This is a genomic window from Rhodococcus sp. SB1D (assembly GCF_048573875.1).
GTDB lineage: Bacteria > Actinomycetota > Actinomycetes > Mycobacteriales > Mycobacteriaceae > Rhodococcus_F > Rhodococcus_F qingshengii.
Genome location: NZ_JBMAIQ010000001.1, coordinates 823,257 through 839,134, shown reverse-complemented (window position 1 = coordinate 839,134; position 15,878 = coordinate 823,257). Strand labels below are relative to the sequence as shown.

At 63.6% G+C, this 15,878-nt stretch carries 15 protein-coding genes; 6 read left to right on the top strand and 9 right to left on the bottom strand.

Annotation, left to right across the window (positions count from 1 at the left end; all coding sequences use genetic code 11):
* Positions 1–12: 12 nt before the first annotated feature.
* Positions 13–1,398, bottom strand: coding sequence for a GH1 family beta-glucosidase (locus ACN50D_RS03950; RefSeq protein ID WP_003942640.1), 1,386 nt, complete (start codon positions 1,396–1,398; stop codon positions 13–15).
* 116 nt (positions 1,399–1,514) lie between these two features.
* On the opposite strand from ACN50D_RS03950, the gene ACN50D_RS03945 reads away from it, so the two are divergent.
* On the top strand, positions 1,515–2,711 hold the full coding sequence (locus ACN50D_RS03945; protein WP_007732911.1) for an MFS transporter: 1,197 nt from the start codon (positions 1,515–1,517) through the stop codon (positions 2,709–2,711).
* A 67-nt stretch (positions 2,712–2,778) separates the two neighbouring features.
* On the top strand, positions 2,779–3,312 hold the full coding sequence (locus ACN50D_RS03940; protein ID WP_003942603.1) for a GNAT family N-acetyltransferase: 534 nt from the start codon (positions 2,779–2,781) through the stop codon (positions 3,310–3,312).
* Positions 3,313–3,324: 12 nt separating this feature from the next.
* Here ACN50D_RS03940 and zapE read toward each other — a convergent pair whose 3' ends face one another.
* On the bottom strand, positions 3,325–4,341 hold the full coding sequence (gene zapE / locus ACN50D_RS03935) for a cell division protein ZapE (RefSeq protein WP_003942629.1): 1,017 nt from the start codon (positions 4,339–4,341) through the stop codon (positions 3,325–3,327).
* Positions 4,342–4,384: 43 nt separating this feature from the next.
* On the opposite strand from zapE, the gene ACN50D_RS03930 reads away from it, so the two are divergent.
* From ACN50D_RS03930 to msrB, 4 genes are read left to right on the top strand one after another with little or no spacing between them, the layout of a single operon-like run.
* Positions 4,385–5,134, top strand: coding sequence for a pyrimidine reductase family protein (locus ACN50D_RS03930; protein ID WP_211920241.1), 750 nt, complete (start codon positions 4,385–4,387; stop codon positions 5,132–5,134).
* Between the two features lie 19 nt (positions 5,135–5,153).
* Positions 5,154–6,707 (top strand): alpha/beta hydrolase, encoded by a 1,554-nt coding sequence (locus ACN50D_RS03925; RefSeq protein ID WP_211920243.1) that lies wholly within the window; start codon positions 5,154–5,156, stop codon positions 6,705–6,707.
* 60 nt (positions 6,708–6,767) lie between these two features.
* Positions 6,768–8,051: a glycosyltransferase family 87 protein gene (locus ACN50D_RS03920; RefSeq protein WP_054828358.1), complete on the top strand. Its 1,284-nt coding sequence runs from the start codon at positions 6,768–6,770 to the stop codon at positions 8,049–8,051.
* Between the two features lie 9 nt (positions 8,052–8,060).
* Positions 8,061–8,492, top strand: coding sequence for a peptide-methionine (R)-S-oxide reductase MsrB (gene msrB, locus ACN50D_RS03915; protein ID WP_003942631.1), 432 nt, complete (start codon positions 8,061–8,063; stop codon positions 8,490–8,492).
* Between the two features lie 54 nt (positions 8,493–8,546).
* On the opposite strand, the gene ACN50D_RS03910 is transcribed toward msrB, so the two are convergent.
* The 7 genes from ACN50D_RS03910 to hemE all read right to left on the bottom strand — a co-directional run bounded on the left by ACN50D_RS03910 (position 8,547) and on the right by hemE (position 15,813).
* Positions 8,547–9,467, bottom strand: coding sequence for a hypothetical protein (locus ACN50D_RS03910; RefSeq protein ID WP_211920245.1), 921 nt, complete (start codon positions 9,465–9,467; stop codon positions 8,547–8,549).
* On the bottom strand, positions 9,467–9,778 hold the full coding sequence (locus tag ACN50D_RS03905) for a hypothetical protein (RefSeq protein WP_003942588.1): 312 nt from the start codon (positions 9,776–9,778) through the stop codon (positions 9,467–9,469). The genes ACN50D_RS03910 and ACN50D_RS03905 overlap by 1 nt, the downstream gene beginning before the upstream one ends.
* Positions 9,771–10,244, bottom strand: a complete 474-nt coding sequence (locus ACN50D_RS03900; protein WP_223304570.1) for a YbaB/EbfC family nucleoid-associated protein — start codon at positions 10,242–10,244, stop codon at positions 9,771–9,773. The genes ACN50D_RS03905 and ACN50D_RS03900 overlap by 8 nt, the downstream gene beginning before the upstream one ends.
* A gap of 82 nt (positions 10,245–10,326) precedes the next feature.
* Positions 10,327–12,603 (bottom strand): molybdopterin guanine dinucleotide-containing S/N-oxide reductase, encoded by a 2,277-nt coding sequence (locus ACN50D_RS03895; RefSeq protein ID WP_211920587.1) that lies wholly within the window; start codon positions 12,601–12,603, stop codon positions 10,327–10,329.
* A gap of 54 nt (positions 12,604–12,657) precedes the next feature.
* Positions 12,658–13,353 (bottom strand): hydrogen peroxide-dependent heme synthase, encoded by a 696-nt coding sequence (hemQ, locus tag ACN50D_RS03890; protein ID WP_003942644.1) that lies wholly within the window; start codon positions 13,351–13,353, stop codon positions 12,658–12,660.
* 4 nt (positions 13,354–13,357) lie between these two features.
* Positions 13,358–14,719, bottom strand: a complete 1,362-nt coding sequence (locus tag ACN50D_RS03885) for a protoporphyrinogen oxidase (RefSeq protein WP_165638346.1) — start codon at positions 14,717–14,719, stop codon at positions 13,358–13,360.
* Complete coding sequence (gene hemE / locus ACN50D_RS03880; RefSeq protein ID WP_030536874.1) at positions 14,716–15,813, bottom strand: uroporphyrinogen decarboxylase; 1,098 nt, start codon at positions 15,811–15,813, stop codon at positions 14,716–14,718. Before hemE ends, ACN50D_RS03885 begins: the two co-directional genes overlap by 4 nt.
* Between the last annotated feature and the right edge of the window lie 65 nt (positions 15,814–15,878).

Genomic DNA, 15,878 nt, shown 5'->3' with positions numbered 1-15,878 from the left:
CCTCCGCACAGGTCAGACCTGAGCCGCTTTGTGCTCGGCGATGAGGGCGCGATACCACTCGAACGAGGTCTTCGGAGTGCGCTTCTGGGTGTCGAAATCGACGTGCACCAGGCCGAATCGCTCTTTGTATCCCGCAGCCCATTCGAAGTTGTCGAGAAGTGACCACACAAAATAACCGCGGACGTCGACACCGTCGTCCATTGCCGATCGGAGGGCGCGAAGGTGCGCATCGTGGTAGTCGATTCGTGCTTCGTCGTCGACGACGCCTGCGGCATCCGGGGCGTCGTGGAATGAACATCCGCTTTCGGTGATGTAGATCGGCGGCAGTGCGTCACCGAAGCGGGCGTGGAACGTCCGCAAGATCTCGCCCAGCCCCTCGGGAACGATCGGCCAACCGAAATCGGTTGTGGGATAACCGGTAATCGCGACAGGGGCAAAGGGCAGGCCCGGGGGCAGGTCGACTTCGAGCACACCTTCGGTCCCCTGGCCTTCCACCGGAGCAGCAATCATCGTCGGCTCGTAGTAGTTGATCCCGTACCAGTCGAGCGGCGCCCCGATGATTTTCAAGTCCTCGTCGACAGGACCGCTGAGCAGCTGAGCGAATTCGTCGGCCGGGTACTTCCCGACCAGAACCGGGTCGGCGAACATCCAATTGACGACGTGGTCGTAGATGTCGGCAGCCATCACGTCTTCCGGCGAATCCGAAGCGGCACGCACCGGAGCATGGTTCGAGGCGATTCCGATGTTCGTGCATCCGGTTGCCCGAAGCGCTTCGACAGCGAGGCCATGCCCGAGCAGCTGGTGATGTGCGGCTTGGAAAGCCTCGAACCCCAAGGCCAGTCCGGGGGCGTGAACTCCGAGGGCATGCCCGTAAAGCGTGTGCACAACTGGTTCGTTGAGCGGCATCCACATTCCGACCCGATCCGACAGCCGCTCGCCGACGACCTGCGCATACTCCCCCAGCCGATACGAGGTGTCGCGGTTCATCCAGCCGCCCTGCTCCTGCAAGGCAAGGGGCAGATCCCAGTGAAAGAGCGTGACAGCGGCAGTAATTCCCGCCGAACACAGTCGGTCGATCAGGCGGTCGTAGAAGTCGAGCCCCTTCGCATTCACGGCCCCCGATCCGGTGGGCAGAATGCGCGACCACGACAGAGACAGCCGATAAGCGTCGAGCCCGAGCTGATTCATCAGCTCGATGTCCGACTCCCAGCGGTGATAATGATCGGCAGCGACCGTCCCGGTGTCGCCCCCGACGACAACACCGGGACGGTCACAGAACTCGTCCCAGATCGACGGTCCGCGACCGTCTTCGGCCACAGCTCCTTCGATTTGATAGGCCGCAGTGGCGGTTCCCCAGACGAAGGAAGTCGGAAATTCTGGTGTCGGCTGCCGAGTCATGTCGGTCAGTTAATCAAAGAACCGTGCAAAACACGCAGCTTTGTTGGACACTCGACCAGTATCAAGATCCAGTACCGTTCGGCCTAACCGAACGAACGAGACAAAGGCCCTGCTTGATGACGGATAACACCCGCACCCTGACGAGGGCTCGGATCGCCACTTCGGTGGCCTTCGGACTTCAAGGATTTCTGCTCGCCGCCATTCTGACGCAGCTGCCGCAGTACAAGGACTTGTTCGAGCTGAGCGAGACACTGGTTGTGGTTGCGGTTGTCACCGTGTCCGTCATCGCCGGGCTCGGCAGCGTGCTCGCCGAGATGCTGGCCGTGAGAACGTCGAGCAAGATGACCCTGCGAACTGGGCTCGCCGTCATCGCAGTCTTCGGCGGGGCAACCGGAATTGCGCCCAACGCAGCGATGTTCTTCGTCTTCCTGGCGATCTACGGCATCGGACTCGGCATGGTCGACGCGGCCGCCAACATGCAGGCAGTCTCGATCCAACACGCCAAGGGCCGCTTCATCCTCTCCTCGTTCCATGCTTCCTGGAGCGTCGGAGCGATTGTCGGCGCCCTGTTCATCTCTGCTACCGCAGGCCTCGACATTTCGATCCGCGTCACGCAGGTGATCGCGGGAGTTGTTGTCGGACTGATGCTTCTGGCCTTCGGCCCGCAACTGCTCGATCGGTCCGAGTCTCCGGTTGCCGAGGCAAACATCACGAGCACCGCGAAATTCGCGGTACCCACCCGCGCCTTCGTCCTCCTCGGCGTCGCGATGGCATTGTTCTACGCGGTCGACTTCAGCGTCGGAAACTGGTCGACTCTGTACGTCAAGGACGAACTGCTCGCCGACGCCGGGACCGCTGCCCTTTCCGTGGCGGCGTATCAGATCGCGGCACTTGTCGCACGACTGACCGGGGACTACTGGGTCGGGAAATTCGGTGAGACCACCGTCGTGCGGATCGGCTCTCTCATCGGCGTAGTCGGCATGACAGTTGTCGTCCTCGCGCAATCTCCCGCCGTTGCCATCGCCGGGTTCCTCATCGTCGGGCTCGGGGTACCGGTGATCGCTCCGATCTGCTTCAGCGCTGCCGGCAGGATGGCTCCCCCGGATCAGGTCGATGCGGTGATCGCACGCATCAACCTCTTCAACTACGTCGGCACAGTCGTCGGCGGCGGCATCGTCGGCGCGGTCGCTGCCTTCAGTGACCTCCGAATCGGGTTCCTGATTCCGCTGGCGTTCTGCGCGATCTTGATAGTTCTTGCTCCCGCGTTCGCACCGAAACGAGCCACAACTCCGGTCGCCGAGAACGCCGCTTGAGCATTGCGCCCGAGGAAAGTGGTGTACTTGATCGACCGAATTGTGTGCGCGAGAGGCAGAAACTGACGTGACGATCACCGTTGACCGGGCCGGGATCTGGGATTCCGAAGCAATAGCCGACGTGGCAGCGGTGACGTTTCCGCTGGCTTGTCCGCCGGACGCATCCGACGACGACATCAGTGCCTTCATCGACAACGTTCTCTCGGTCGACAAGTTCTCCGAGTATCTGACCGACCCGACGCGAACCGTTCTCAAGGTCATTCGCGACGGTTCGATCGTCGGCTACGCGATGCTTGTCGACGACGAGCCCGCCGACCCGGACGTCAAAGCTGCTGTGACACTTCGCCCGACAACAGAACTCAGCAAGTTGTACGTGCTTCCGGGTAACCACGGAACCGGCGCGGCAGCATCCTTGATGGACGCGGTTGTCGACCACGCACGACGCAGCGGAAGTGCCGGGATCTGGCTGGGCGTCAATCAGGAGAACCTGCGCGCCCAGAAGTTCTACGCAAAGCACGGTTTCACACAGGTCGGCACGAAGACTTTCCTCGTGGGCGCACAACTCCACCACGATTTCGTGATGGAGCGCCCCGTCAGCTGACAGGCGTGCAGACTAGCCGGCCGCGACCTCGAAACGAGAAAGTGCGAGCAGGCGCGAGGTCGCGCGCAAGTACTTCTTCTTGTACCCACCGGCGAGCATCTCGGGAGTGAAGATCTCGTCGAGGCGTGCGCCGGAAACGGTGACCGGGATGCTCGCGTCGTACAGGCGGTCGGCGAGAACCACGATGCGCAGTGCAACGGACTGATCCGTTGCCGGGTGGACACCGTCGATGAACACGGCCTTCACACCCTCGACCAGCTTGTTGTACCGCGACGGGTGCAGGGTGCTGAGGTGCTTGCACAGCTCATCGAAGTTGTCGAGCGTGGCGCCGTCGATGGCGTCGGCCCGAGAAACCAACTCCTCCGAGGAGATGGGCTCGGGTGCGGGCGGGAGATCGCGGTGACGGTAGTCGGGGCCGTCGACGCGAATCGTCTCGAAGATCGAGCCGAGCTTCTTGATCTCGCGCAGGAAGTCCTGGGCGGCGAAGCGACCCTCCCCGAGCTGGCCGGGAAGCGTGTTCGACGTCGCGACGATGGACACGCCGCGCGCGGAAAGCTCCGAGAGGAGGCGGGATACGAGCATGGTGTCGCCCGGATCGTCGAGCTCGAACTCGTCGATGCAGAGAACGCTGTGGTCGGCGAGCGCTTCGACCGCCTTGTTGAAGCCGAGAGCGCCGACGACGTGTGTCAGCTCGACGAAGGTTCCGAAAGCCTTCGGCGACGGAACGCTGTGGAAGATCGACGCCAGCAAGTGAGTCTTACCGACACCGAACCCGCCGTCGAGGTACAGGCCGGCGCCGGTCGCCTGGGTCTTCTTGCCGAACAGTCCGCGGCGTCCACCACTACGGATCTTGGTGACGCGCTTGGAGAATTCCTCGGCCTTGGCGACAGCAGCTGCCTGGCTCGGTTCCTTCGGATCAGGAATGTAGGACGCAAAACTCACCTCGTCGAACATTGCGGGAGGCACCATTTGAGCTACCAGTTGATCGGCGGGTACCACCGGGCTGCGATCGACAAGACGTTCATGCATCCGTCAAGGGTATCTACGTGATGTGATCTCTCATGTGCACCGTATGGATATTGCGACCTACTTCACACCAGGCCACGACGACGAACTCCGCGGCTTGTACGCCTATCCGGAGAACCTCTCGCAACCCTGGATGCGCGTGAACTTCGTTTCCAGCATCGACGGGTGCGTCGCCGTCGACGGAGTGAGCGGTGGACTGGGCACACCGGCAGACAAGTCGGTATTCGGGATCTTGCGCGAACTTTGTGACGTCGTCGTGGTCGGCGCAGGCACAGCGCGAGCCGAGAACTACGGGGGTGTGCAGGTCTCGGACGAAGCCCGGGCGCGTCGCACTGCCGACGGCCTCGCTCCGGTCCCACCGATCCTGGTCGTCTCGGCGCACGCGTCGATCGACTCCGAAAGCCGACTCCTTCGCGATACCGAAGTTCCACCGATCCTTGTTGTCGGTCGCGACGCGGACTCCGCGGCAATTTCGGCGCTGAGATCTGCCGGAGCGCAGGTGGAGGTGACGGACTCACCGAACGTCACCAGCGGCGACATCGACAGGGCCTTGTCGGCTCGCAAGCTCCGTCGCGTGCTGTGCGAGGGCGGACCGTCACTTTTCGGGCAGTTGATCGAGGACAATGCCGTCGACGAACTCTGCATCACCACGTCACCTCAACTGGTGGGGAGCAAAGTCGGCCGAATCTCACTCTCCCCCAACGCAATGCCCACAGCCATGCGTCCCGCGCACATTCTCGGTGATACGGACGGCACGATCCTCACTCGATGGGTTCGTCAGCAGCCACGTCGGTGAACCTGGCACTCTGGTCGGCATGCGCAGAGTTGCTTTGATGGCCGTCGTCCTCGCGACGTGTTGTGCGTGCGGCGCCGGTCCGTCGCTTCGGCCCGCCGTCGCGGTCGAAGGCCGCACCGACGGCAGCCCTGCCCAGAGCGAGGGACCGTCGCCCGATGCGCCGCCGGTTGACCCTGGCGTCCCGACCGATGACATACCGTGGCGAGACTGCACCGGCACGTCACTCGCCGACCAGGCTCTCGCGGCGTCGAGCGCCGGCGTCATTCTCGAATGCGCGGAATTCAATGCCCCCATCGACGTGACCGGCGCCATCGACGGCAACTTCACTGCCGGCTTGACCCGCGCTCGGACCTCGTCGACGCCTGCCGACGCGTATCCGATCGTGTTCACATCGGGCACCGATCGTTCGTCGGGAAACTCTCTGGCCATGCTCGCCGCATCCGGCTTGAACACGGTTCTCGCCGAACATCCCGTGGTTGCCCTCGATCGACGCGGAATCGACAGGTCCACCGCAATCGACTGCATGACGCCGGAAATTCGGCGCGGCCTTCACGATCTGGGCCAGTTCGACGCGGATTCCACCGGAGACGCCGCCGATGCGGTCGCCGCTCTCGGTCACGACGCCACCATTGCCTGCACGGACTACCTCGACCCTCAAGAACTGAAGTTCGGCGCCGACTCCGCAGCCGAGGACATCGACGCTCTACGTACACGGTGGGGCGTCGAGACCATCGCTCTGTGGTCGGCAGGGTCCGGCTCGGACATCGCGCTGAGCTATGCGGCGGCCCACCCGAACAACCTCGCGAGGTTGATCCTCGATTCTCCCGCTCCGGTGGCCACCGACGCTGCCACCGAGGCAGAGAGTCGCGTGCAGGGCGAGGAAGCCGCGTTGACCGCGTTCGCTCAGCGATGTGTGGCGCTGGGGTGCTCGCTCGGACCTGATCCGAAGAAATCGGTCACGGACTTGATGGAGCGCGCTCGAGCCGATGAATTCCAGCCGCTGTCCGCCGCTGCGGTGTCGAACGCGATTTCGGCCAGCCTGTGGACTGCCGGAACCAACCGTGAGCAGGAGACCCGCTCACTGTCCGACGCTCTGTCCGCGCTCGGTACCGGCAACGCTTCACCGATTCGAGAGCGCGCCGCCCGGGCGGAGAACGAGGTGGACGGCGACGGCCAGTTCATCGGACGATGCACCGACGGCATGCAATGGCCGGGCATCGGGCGTGCGCGCGAGCTTGCGAACACGTGGGGCACCAACTATCCGGTGTTCGGGCAAGAAGCCGCGCTCGGGTTGCTGGCGTGCGCCAGCTGGCCGTCGACCGCCAACTCTCCCTTGCCGAATCAGTTGAAGCCCCCAGTCCTCGTGCTGAGCGGTCAGGGTGACCCGGCCGTCGGGAACTCCGGACTCTCGACCGTCACCGGCGTCGTGACCAATGCAGGATCGCGCTTCGCAACTCTGGACTGGCAAGGTGCGGGTCACCCGGCGGCACAATCCACGTGCGCTCAACAGGCGATGCGCCTCTACCTCAGCGACGCCTCCCTGCCCAGTAACGGAAGCGTGTGCCCGGCCTGACTCGGGCGCTCGTCCACCACGACCGAAAAGGGGTGCATCCCCCGATCACACCCTGCTCCGGTGTACCGTGCCGAAGTGTTCCTTCGACAGCTCGAGCCGCGTACCGGGCGGACAACCCAACAAGTCGTCAACTTCGTTTTGTGGCCGATCGCCGTGATGACAGTGCTCAATCGTGTCATCGTCACAGCAGTCAACGGCGCCATCACCGATGACTTCCGACCGGTCTACAACGCCGCGCTGGCGTTCTGGAACGGGCGCGACGTCTACACCGCAGATTTCAACTCCGTAGACCCCCATTACCTGTACCCACCATCGGGTTCCTTGTTGATGGCCCCCCTGGCGATCCTCGATCCCGAGCGCTCACGGTGGCTGTTCATCGGTGTCAATGCCGTCGCCATTCTCGTGGCTCTCTACCTGCTGTTGCGCTTGTTCGACCTGACGATCAGTTCCATCGCGGCGCCGATTCTGGTGCTCGGCGCGTTCATGTCGGAGACGGTCACCAACACGTTGGTGTTCACCAACATCAACGGCCTCGTCCTGCTCGGCGAAGTTGCCTTCCTCCTGTTGCTGATGCGCAAGAAGGATCTGTGGGCCGGCGCCGCGATCGGTCTCACCATCGCAGTGAAACCCACTCTCGCGCCGCTGCTCCTGCTGCCACTCGTTCGCGGTCAGTGGAAGGTGTTCGTCACCGCCCTGGGCATCCCGTTCATTCTCACGGTCGTGGCATGGCCGCTGGCGTCGGATCCGATGGACTTCGTCCGCCGCACCGTGCCGTACCTGCTCGAATCTCGTGACTACTTCAACAGTTCGATTGTCGGAAACGGCGCTTACTTCGGTCTGCCCGAATGGTTGATCCTGCTCTTGCGCGTCGTGTTGGCCGCCATGGTCGTCGTCTCTCTGTGGCTTCTGTACCGCTACTACCGCAACGACGAACTCTTCTTCCTCACCACCGCGACCGGTGTGATCATGACCGCGTCGTTCCTGCTGCCCTCGCTCGGCCAGATGTACTACTCGATGATGCTGCTCCCGCTCCTGATGTCCGTGGTACTCAAGAACTCGGTCATGCGGAACTGGCCGGCGTGGCTTGCGGTCTACGGCTTCATGACGTTCGACAGCTGGTGGTCGAACCGCTGGCCGACCTTCGGCCGGGCGGCCGAATACACCAAGAGCACCCTCGGCTGGAGCCTTCTGCTGATCGTGATCTTCTGTGTCCTCGGATACCGGTATCTGGTCGCGCGTCGAGAGGGCCGTTTGGATCGGGGAATCGATCCCGCGTACCTCCTCGATCCCCCACTCGATGCCGTCTCACCTGCCCACGAAGCCGAAACGGCGACAAAGCATTAGCGTGGAGGCATGAGTTCTTCACACGATGGCATCGACAGCACACCTGAGGTCACGTACACCGAGAGCGAGTGGCGCGAAAAACTGACCCCGGAGGAGTTCGCCGTCCTGCGCCAAGCCGGCACCGAACGTCCCTTCGTCGGCGAGTACACCGACACCACCACGGAAGGTGTCTACTCCTGCCGGGCCTGCGGAGCCGAACTGTTCCGCAGCACCGAGAAGTTCGAATCGCACTGCGGGTGGCCGTCCTTCTTCGATCCGGCGGATTCGGATGCCGTGATCCTGAAAGAAGACAGCTCACTCGGAATGCGCCGGGTCGAGGTCATCTGCAAGAAGTGCCACAGCCATCTCGGTCACGTCTTCGAGGGCGAGGGATACCCGACGCCGACCGATCAGCGGTACTGCATCAACTCGATCTCGCTGGTTCTCAAGCCCGCTCAGTAGCCAGGTCGTGGGCTACCCCGTGTCACTGGTAGCCCACGATTCGAGACTTTCAACTCAGAAGTCCCAGTTCAGCGCAGTCGGGCTCAGACCGGCCGCATTCAGGTCCTCGTTGCGAGCGACAAGTCCGTCTTTGACGGAACCGATCCCGCCACCGATCGCGCCGGAAGTGATGTCAGTCAACGAGGCGTCGCCGCCCGTGACTTCCTTCGTCACGATCGCAGCGGACGCTCCCGACACCGCGTCGTCGAAGGCGCCCCGCGCGATCTCCTGCACTCTCGAACCGGTCGGGAGCGGGTTCGGGTCAGGGCCGACACGATCCGGCGTCGTCTTCAACCCTCCGTTCGCAAGTCCCTTGATGAAACCGTCGCGCCCCTCGGTCACGACCTTGCCACCGTCGATCGACTGGCGATGATCCATCGTCATCTGCCCGAGTTGAATGGCGAGGCCGGAGAAGACGGCAGCGGCAGCTTCCACTGCCGCAGCCTCGATCACTCGTATCAACAATTGCTGCAACAACATTCGGACCGTGAGTGTTGTTGCGACCTCAGCCGCCACGACCCCGGCGGTACTGACACCCAGCGTCGGGACAGCAGCCGCCACCATGGCGGCAATCTCGAGCGCCAGTGCGCCCAGCGCCGCGAGGATCGACAGTTTGGTGTACTCGATGTCCGTGCCGGTATCGGTGCATGACTGACCCAGTTCGGCCGCGGCAGAGGACAACCGCTCGAAGACCTCCGCAACTCCCCCGGCCTCGGACCAATACCGAGACAACGAGTCGCCGGCTCGACCGTCGATCGATGCCAGTACTGCCTGCAATCCGTAACCACCGGCAGCGGCCGAAGCCTCGATCCGATCAGCCGCGCCTGACCAGGCATCACCCAACCTCCACAGTGCCGTTTCGTCTCCTTGCGGCCAGTCACTGCCCACCGCGACCGCCGCAACCGCCTGTAACCAGCCTGGAATCTCGAGTCCCATCAGAGCCCACCCGCCATGTCGTCGGCAAGCGAGGTGTCGATCGATTCGAAACGATCGGTGATCTCGATCAGCGTGGCGGTCAATTCGCGCAGCGCGCCCGCGACCAGCGTCATCCCACCGACTGCTGACTCAGCACCGGGAACATATGCGCCTGAGAATGCGGATCCGAACTGGTCAGTGCCCCAGCAACCCTCTTCGGCGGCGACCACTGCGTCGAGAGCGCTCCGCGCCTCGTCGAGATCGGCAGCGACCACCGCGAAGGCTGGTGCAGCACTTTTCATCGCGGCCACATTCACGCCCAGCTCAGACATTGCCGGAGCTCCTCAGAACGGTGCGGTCCCAGTTCTCGTCGCAGGAAGCCGGTGTGGAGCTCGGACGAGGTTCGAGAATCTCGCGCAATCCGAGCACGCCCGGAACCAGGTCCGGCAAGTCGATTCCGGCCGCCTCCGTGAGCGGCTTCGTCATCTCGGCAACCTGTCGGCGTATGTCTTCTGCCGCAGACGCGGCCGTAGCCAGGATCAGATTCCCCAACGCTGCCGGCGAATGCTTGGCGTAAGAACTCCCCGAGAGATCGACTCCCACCACCGCCCCCGAGGCGTCGACGACGATTTCCACGCTGCCGTCACTCGAACGCGCGCTCGCCGTCGCTCGAGCGATCCTCTCCTGCAAGTCCGCCAGCGATCGAGTCCGCTCCAACAGAACGTGCTGCATCGAATCGATCTGTGCCCGAAGTACTTCGACTTGCCCCCGCATCGAACCAACATCCGCTGCACTCACGATGGCCCCCACCTTCGATAGATCGTGACACCTGATTCAGGCGCTCACGAGGTTCGACGCGAGAGGTGGCCGATCGGTTCCGTCAGCGTGAACGAAGCACGGGCGGATCGAACGCCTTGACCGGCGGCAGGGCCCCGTCGAATTTCTCGATCTGCACCAGAACGTGCTGGCCGGTGCACCCGTGCGAGAGTGACGACGTACCGATGTCCGGTGTCAGAACGTTGGGATTGCCGTGCACGCACAGAGAGTCGGGATCGGCAGGATCGAGCGGGTCGTACCAGGCACCGGTGGAAAGTTGGACGACGTCGCTCCGCAAGTCCGAGTCGACGATCACACCAGCAAGGCACGCTCCGCGATCGTTGAACACCCGCACCACGTCTCCTGCCGAGACGCCGCGCGCGGCCGCTGCATCGGGGTGCATACGAATCGGCTCGCGTCCCTGAATCTTCGACGCCTGGCTCGCAGCGCCGTGATCGAGTTGGCTGTGCAGACGCGTCTTGGGCTGATTGGCGATCAAGTGAAGCGGGAATTGCGAGGCTCGCGGTCCACCCAGCCACTCGTCGGGCTCGTACCAGCGCGGATGGCCGGCGCAGTCGTCGTAGCCGAAGGACTCGATGGTCTCGGAGAAGATTTCGATCTTCCCACTCGGAGTCGAGAGCGGATATTTCTCGGGATTCTCACGGAAGTCACCGAAGAGCACGAGGTTGTCTTCGGTTCGCATCCGGTAGTGCCCTTCTGCCCAGAAGTCCTCGAACGTCGGTGTGTTGCCGCCGTCTGCATCGACGAACGGCCGCCATTGAGCGTAGAGATGCTCGATCCACTCCTGTGAGGATCGCCCCTCGGTGAACTGTTCCCCGAATCCGAGCGCAGAAGCCAGAGCGGCAAACGTGTCGTAGTCGTCACGCGAGTTCTCGAAAGGTGGAACGACCTGCTGCATCGCGACCAGAAGCGGGTCGTTTCGAGTGCAGCTCAGGTCATTTCGTTCGAGCGAGGTGGTCGACGGGACAACGATGTCGGCGTTGCGGGCCATCGGCGTCCAGTACGGATCGTGAACGACGATCGTGTCCGGACGCGCAAATGCCCGTCGCAACCTCGGGAGATCCTGATGGTGGTGAAACGGATTGCCACCGGCCCAGTAGACCAACCGGATGTCGGGATAGGTCAAGCGTCGGCCGTCGTAATCGAACTCCTCCCCGGGCGAAAGCAGCAGGTCGGAAATCGCGGCTACCGGAATGAAATCCGACACCGGATTCACACCTTGCGAGAAGGTCGGCAAGGGATACGGCACCGGAGCCAGACCCGGCTCGTTCATCGAACCGTAGCCGTGCCCGAAACCTCCACCCGGAAGCCCGAATTGGCCGAGCATCGCTGCGAGTGTCACGCCCATCCACGGTGCCTGTTCACCGTGTTTGATGCGTTGCAACGACCACGTGACGGTCACCAGCGTCCGGCCAGACACCATTCTCCGAGCCAGGTCGGTGATGAACTCCGCCGACACACCGGAGATCTTCTGCGCCCAGCGCGGATCCTTCGGTACACCGTCGGAACGTCCGAGCAGGTAATCCTCGAAGCGTTCGTAACCGACGCAGAAACGGCCCAGGAAATCGCGATCGTGCAGGTCCTCCGACGCCAGGACAAACGCCAGGGCAAGCATGATTGCAACGTCGGTTCCCGGAACGGGTGCGATCCACTCGCAGTCACCCTCGACGTCGTCACGCAACGGACTGAAGGAGACGATCTTTCCGCCGCGGCCACGAAACGCGTCGAGCGCCCCGCGCGTCGGATGATCACTCGTACCACCGGCATTGACTCCGGTGTTCTTGATCGGCACTCCCCCGAACGAGACGAGGAGATCGGAGTGCTTCGCGATGACGTCCCACGACGTGGAGCGCGCGAACAACTTCCAGTGCGTTCCGACCACACGCGGCATGATGACGCCGGTGGCACCGAGCGAGTAGCTGTGAACTGACTTGGTGTATCCACCCAGCTGATTCAGAAATCGGTGAACTTGGCTCTGCGCGTGATGGAATCGGCCGGCGCTGGCCCAGCCGTACGAGCCGCCGAAGATCGCGTTGTTTCCGTGCGCGTCGACCACGCGACGCAGTTCACGCGAGAGGAGTTCGGTCAGTTCGTCCCAGGAGATCGAGACGAATTCGTCGGCTCCACGTCGGTCGCTGGGACCCGGCCCGTTCTCGAGCCAACCCCGACGCACCGCCGGGCCCGAAACACGAGCCCGACTGCGCACCGAACCGGCGAGGTTCCCGAGCATCGGCGAAGGATTCGCATCACCCTCGTACGGATGCACGGCGGTCACCTCGCCGGCGACCGATTCGGCGGTGAACATTCCCCAATGGGACATGTGTTGACGACGCCGGTTCGGTGCAGTTGTCACAGGAACTACTTTCGAAGCAGATCAGGGAAGGGAAAGGACCAGCTTCTCGATGTCCACGCGCGGGCCGGTGAAGAACGGCACCTCTTCGCGAACGTGCAAGCGAGCTTCGGTGGCACGTAGATCGCGCATCAGATCGACGATACGAATGAGCTCGGGTGCTTCGAACGCGAGAATCCACTCGTAGTCCCCCAGGGCGAAGGCCGGGACCGTGTTGGCGCGAACGTCCTTGTACGAACGAGCAGCCATACCGTGATCGGCGAGCATCTTGCGACGCTCCTCGTCGGGGAGCAGGTACCACTCGTACGAGCGGACGAACGGGTAGACGCAGATGTAGTCGCCCGGATCCTCACCCGCGATGAACGAGGGCACGTGGCTCTTGTTGAACTCCGCGGGGCGGTGCACCGCCGAGTTGCTCCAGATGGGAGCACTGGCCTGTCCGAGGACGGTGGTGCGACGGAAATCCGCGTACGCGGCCTGCAGTTCCTCGATGGTGGCCGCGTGGGTCCAGATCATGAAGTCCGCGTCGGCGCGCAGGCCGGCGACGTCGTAGATCCCGCGAACCACGACGCCCTTGTCTTCGAGACCCTCGAAGAACAAGCGGGCGTCCTTGACCGCAGCTTCCCGATCATCGCCCAGCACACCGGGTTCCACCTGGAACACGGAGAACATGAGGTAACGGATTTCAGAGTTCAGTTTGTCGAAATCAAGGCGTGCCATGGGTCTATCGTGCCACTCGCTCGAATATCCGTGTAGCCGCCGTCGTGCCGACTGCGACACACGCCGGAACCCCGACGCCGTGCAGCCACGACCCGGCCAGGGCGAGGCCGTCGAACTGCGTCATCCCGGACTCGATTTCAGCCACGATTTTCGTGTGACCTGGGGCGTATTGGGGAAGACCTCCGTGCCACCGCTGTACGAAGGTCGCGCCTGGCTCCTCGGTGATTCCGGTCACGGTCTCGAGATCGGCGCGCGCGAAGTCGATCAACTCACCATCCGGCCGGTCGACGATCTCCGATGCACCGAATCGACCGAACGACACCCGAACGAGGTGCTCACCGCGATCAGCGAGGTGTGTCCACTTTCGGCTCGACAGCGTGAACGCCTTGGCGGTCAGGTCGGCGTCGGTGGCTACCAGGATCCCTGAATTCTGCGGAAGTTCGACCTGCCCGGACAACCGGAGCGCCACCACCGCGGACGACGCCAGTTCGATCCGAGCGACGGTACTCGCAACATCCGCATCGACTCCGGCCAACAGCGCCGCTGCGCGCGGCGCCGGGACGGCCAGAATCACCGCGTCGACGCTTCCGAGCGGATCGACGTTCCAACCAGCCCCGTCGCTGCGCAACCCAGAAGCCTCGCCGCGGACGAAGGTCGCGTCGGCGGCCTGCTGCAGCGCATCGAGCAGGATGCCGTACCCGTCTCTGAGCGCTCCGAACACCGGCCCCGGTGCAGGCGTCGGCAATGCGGCTGCGACTGCATCCGTGAGGCTCCGAGAGCCCGCATCGAGGGCCGCAGCGAGTGTCGGCAAAGCTGCACGCACGCCGATGGTCTCCGCCAGCCCCGAGTACACCCCACCGAGAAGCGGATCCACCGATCGGCTGACCACCTGATCACCGAATCGCTGCGAAACCAGTTCGGCAACACTGCAATCGGAACCGCGGGTCCACTCCAGCGGGACGCCGGCCTCGGCCGCTATGCGCGCCAGGGTCTGCTCGTCGACAAGATCTCGAACCGACTCCGCCGAAGCCGGGATTCCCATCAGGGTTCCGGTCGGCAACCGATTCAGTGAGCCCTGAGACCAGATCAACGGACTCAGGCCCGCGGGATAGACGATCTGATCGGTCAGTCCCAGCTCGGCGAGAAGCGCGGGAACCTCGGGCCGACGAGCGATGAAAGCCTCGGCACCGATGTCGATCGGTCCGCCGCCCAGATCAATCGTTCGCAGCTTCCCGCCCAGCCGCGGTGAGTCGTCGACGATCGTGATGTCCGCTTCGGAGCCCAGACTGCGCCGAAGCCGGTACGCGGCAACCAGACCGGAGATTCCGCCTCCGATCACCGCGACCGACGGCCGAGTCGTTGTCACAGCGAGTGCACCAGCTCCACCGCCGAGGTGATCGCCGTGGGATCGGTGTCGGGAAGAACTCCGTGGCCGAGGTTGAAGATGTGGCCGATGGCACCGGCCTCGATCGCGCGGTCCCCTTCGGCGGCGATCCGGCGCACCTCACGATCGATCACCTCGGGGCCCGCGAACAGTACGGCGGGATCGAGATTGCCCTGCAGCGCCTTACCCGGACCGACACGACCAGCCGCGACGTCGAGCGGAATCCGCCAGTCGACACCCACGACGTCGGCGCCTGCCTCCCCCATCGCGCCGAGAAGTTCACCGGTGCCGACACCGAAGTGGATACGCGGGACGCCGGCAGCGGCAACCTCGGCGAACACTCGCTCGGAATGCGGCAGGACAAATTCCCGATAATCGGCCAGCGAGAGCGCGCCGGCCCACGAGTCGAACAGCTGGACCGCGTCGACGCCCGCCTTGAGCTGCGCCTGCAGGAAGCAGATCGTGGTGTCGGCCAAACTTCCGAGCAACGCGTGCCAGGTCTTCGGATCGGAGTGCATGAGCGCTTTGGTCTTCTCGTGGTTCCGGCTCGGACCACCTTCGACCAGATACGACGCCAGAGTGAACGGCGCTCCGGCAAAGCCGATCAGCGGCGTGGAGCCCAACTCGGTGGTGAGAAGCCGAACGGCCTGTGCGATTGCGCCTACCTCTTCGGGGACCAGTCGCGGGAGTGCTGCAACGTCGGCGATGGAGCGAATCGGATTGGCGACCACCGGTCCGACGCCGGCAACGATGTCGAGATCAATTCCCGCGGCTTTGAGTGGAACGACGATGTCCGAGAACAGGATTGCCGCGTCCACGTCGTGACGGCGCACCGGCTGCATCGTGATCTCACAGACCAGCGCCGGATCGAAACAAGATTCCAACATGCCGATCCCGGCGCGGATCTCGCGGTACTCCGGCAACGAACGCCCGGCCTGACGCATGAACCACACCGGCCGTCGACTCGGAGTGCGTCCGGTCGCCGCGGCAAGCAACGGTGCGTCGGGCAAGACTCGCCGAGCGCTGTACTCCGCCGACCCGGTAATGCCTGAATTCATGTTGTCCAACCCGCTCATCAGTCCTCGCGCTCTCCGCCAACGTGTGTCTTCGATCGACTCAATGCTGCCACGTCCCACACTCG

What these genes read in the sequence shown, in the direction of transcription:
- ACN50D_RS03950 (WP_003942640.1), bottom strand. Translation starts at nt 1,398, where the DNA reads ATGACTCGGCAGCCGACACCAGAATTTCCGACTTCCTTCGTCTGGGGA.
- ACN50D_RS03945 (WP_007732911.1), top strand. Translation starts at nt 1,515, where the DNA reads ATGACGGATAACACCCGCACCCTGACGAGGGCTCGGATCGCCACTTCG.
- zapE (WP_003942629.1), bottom strand. Translation starts at nt 4,341, where the DNA reads ATGCATGAACGTCTTGTCGATCGCAGCCCGGTGGTACCCGCCGATCAA.
- ACN50D_RS03930 (WP_211920241.1), top strand. Translation starts at nt 4,385, where the DNA reads ATGGATATTGCGACCTACTTCACACCAGGCCACGACGACGAACTCCGC.
- ACN50D_RS03925 (WP_211920243.1), top strand. Translation starts at nt 5,154, where the DNA reads ATGCGCAGAGTTGCTTTGATGGCCGTCGTCCTCGCGACGTGTTGTGCG.
- msrB (WP_003942631.1), top strand. Translation starts at nt 8,061, where the DNA reads ATGAGTTCTTCACACGATGGCATCGACAGCACACCTGAGGTCACGTAC.
- ACN50D_RS03910 (WP_211920245.1), bottom strand. Translation starts at nt 9,467, where the DNA reads ATGGGACTCGAGATTCCAGGCTGGTTACAGGCGGTTGCGGCGGTCGCG.
- ACN50D_RS03905 (WP_003942588.1), bottom strand. Translation starts at nt 9,778, where the DNA reads ATGTCTGAGCTGGGCGTGAATGTGGCCGCGATGAAAAGTGCTGCACCA.
- ACN50D_RS03895 (WP_211920587.1), bottom strand. Translation starts at nt 12,603, where the DNA reads ATGTCCCATTGGGGAATGTTCACCGCCGAATCGGTCGCCGGCGAGGTG.
- hemQ (WP_003942644.1), bottom strand. Translation starts at nt 13,353, where the DNA reads ATGGCACGCCTTGATTTCGACAAACTGAACTCTGAAATCCGTTACCTC.
- hemE (WP_030536874.1), bottom strand. Translation starts at nt 15,813, where the DNA reads ATGAGCGGGTTGGACAACATGAATTCAGGCATTACCGGGTCGGCGGAG.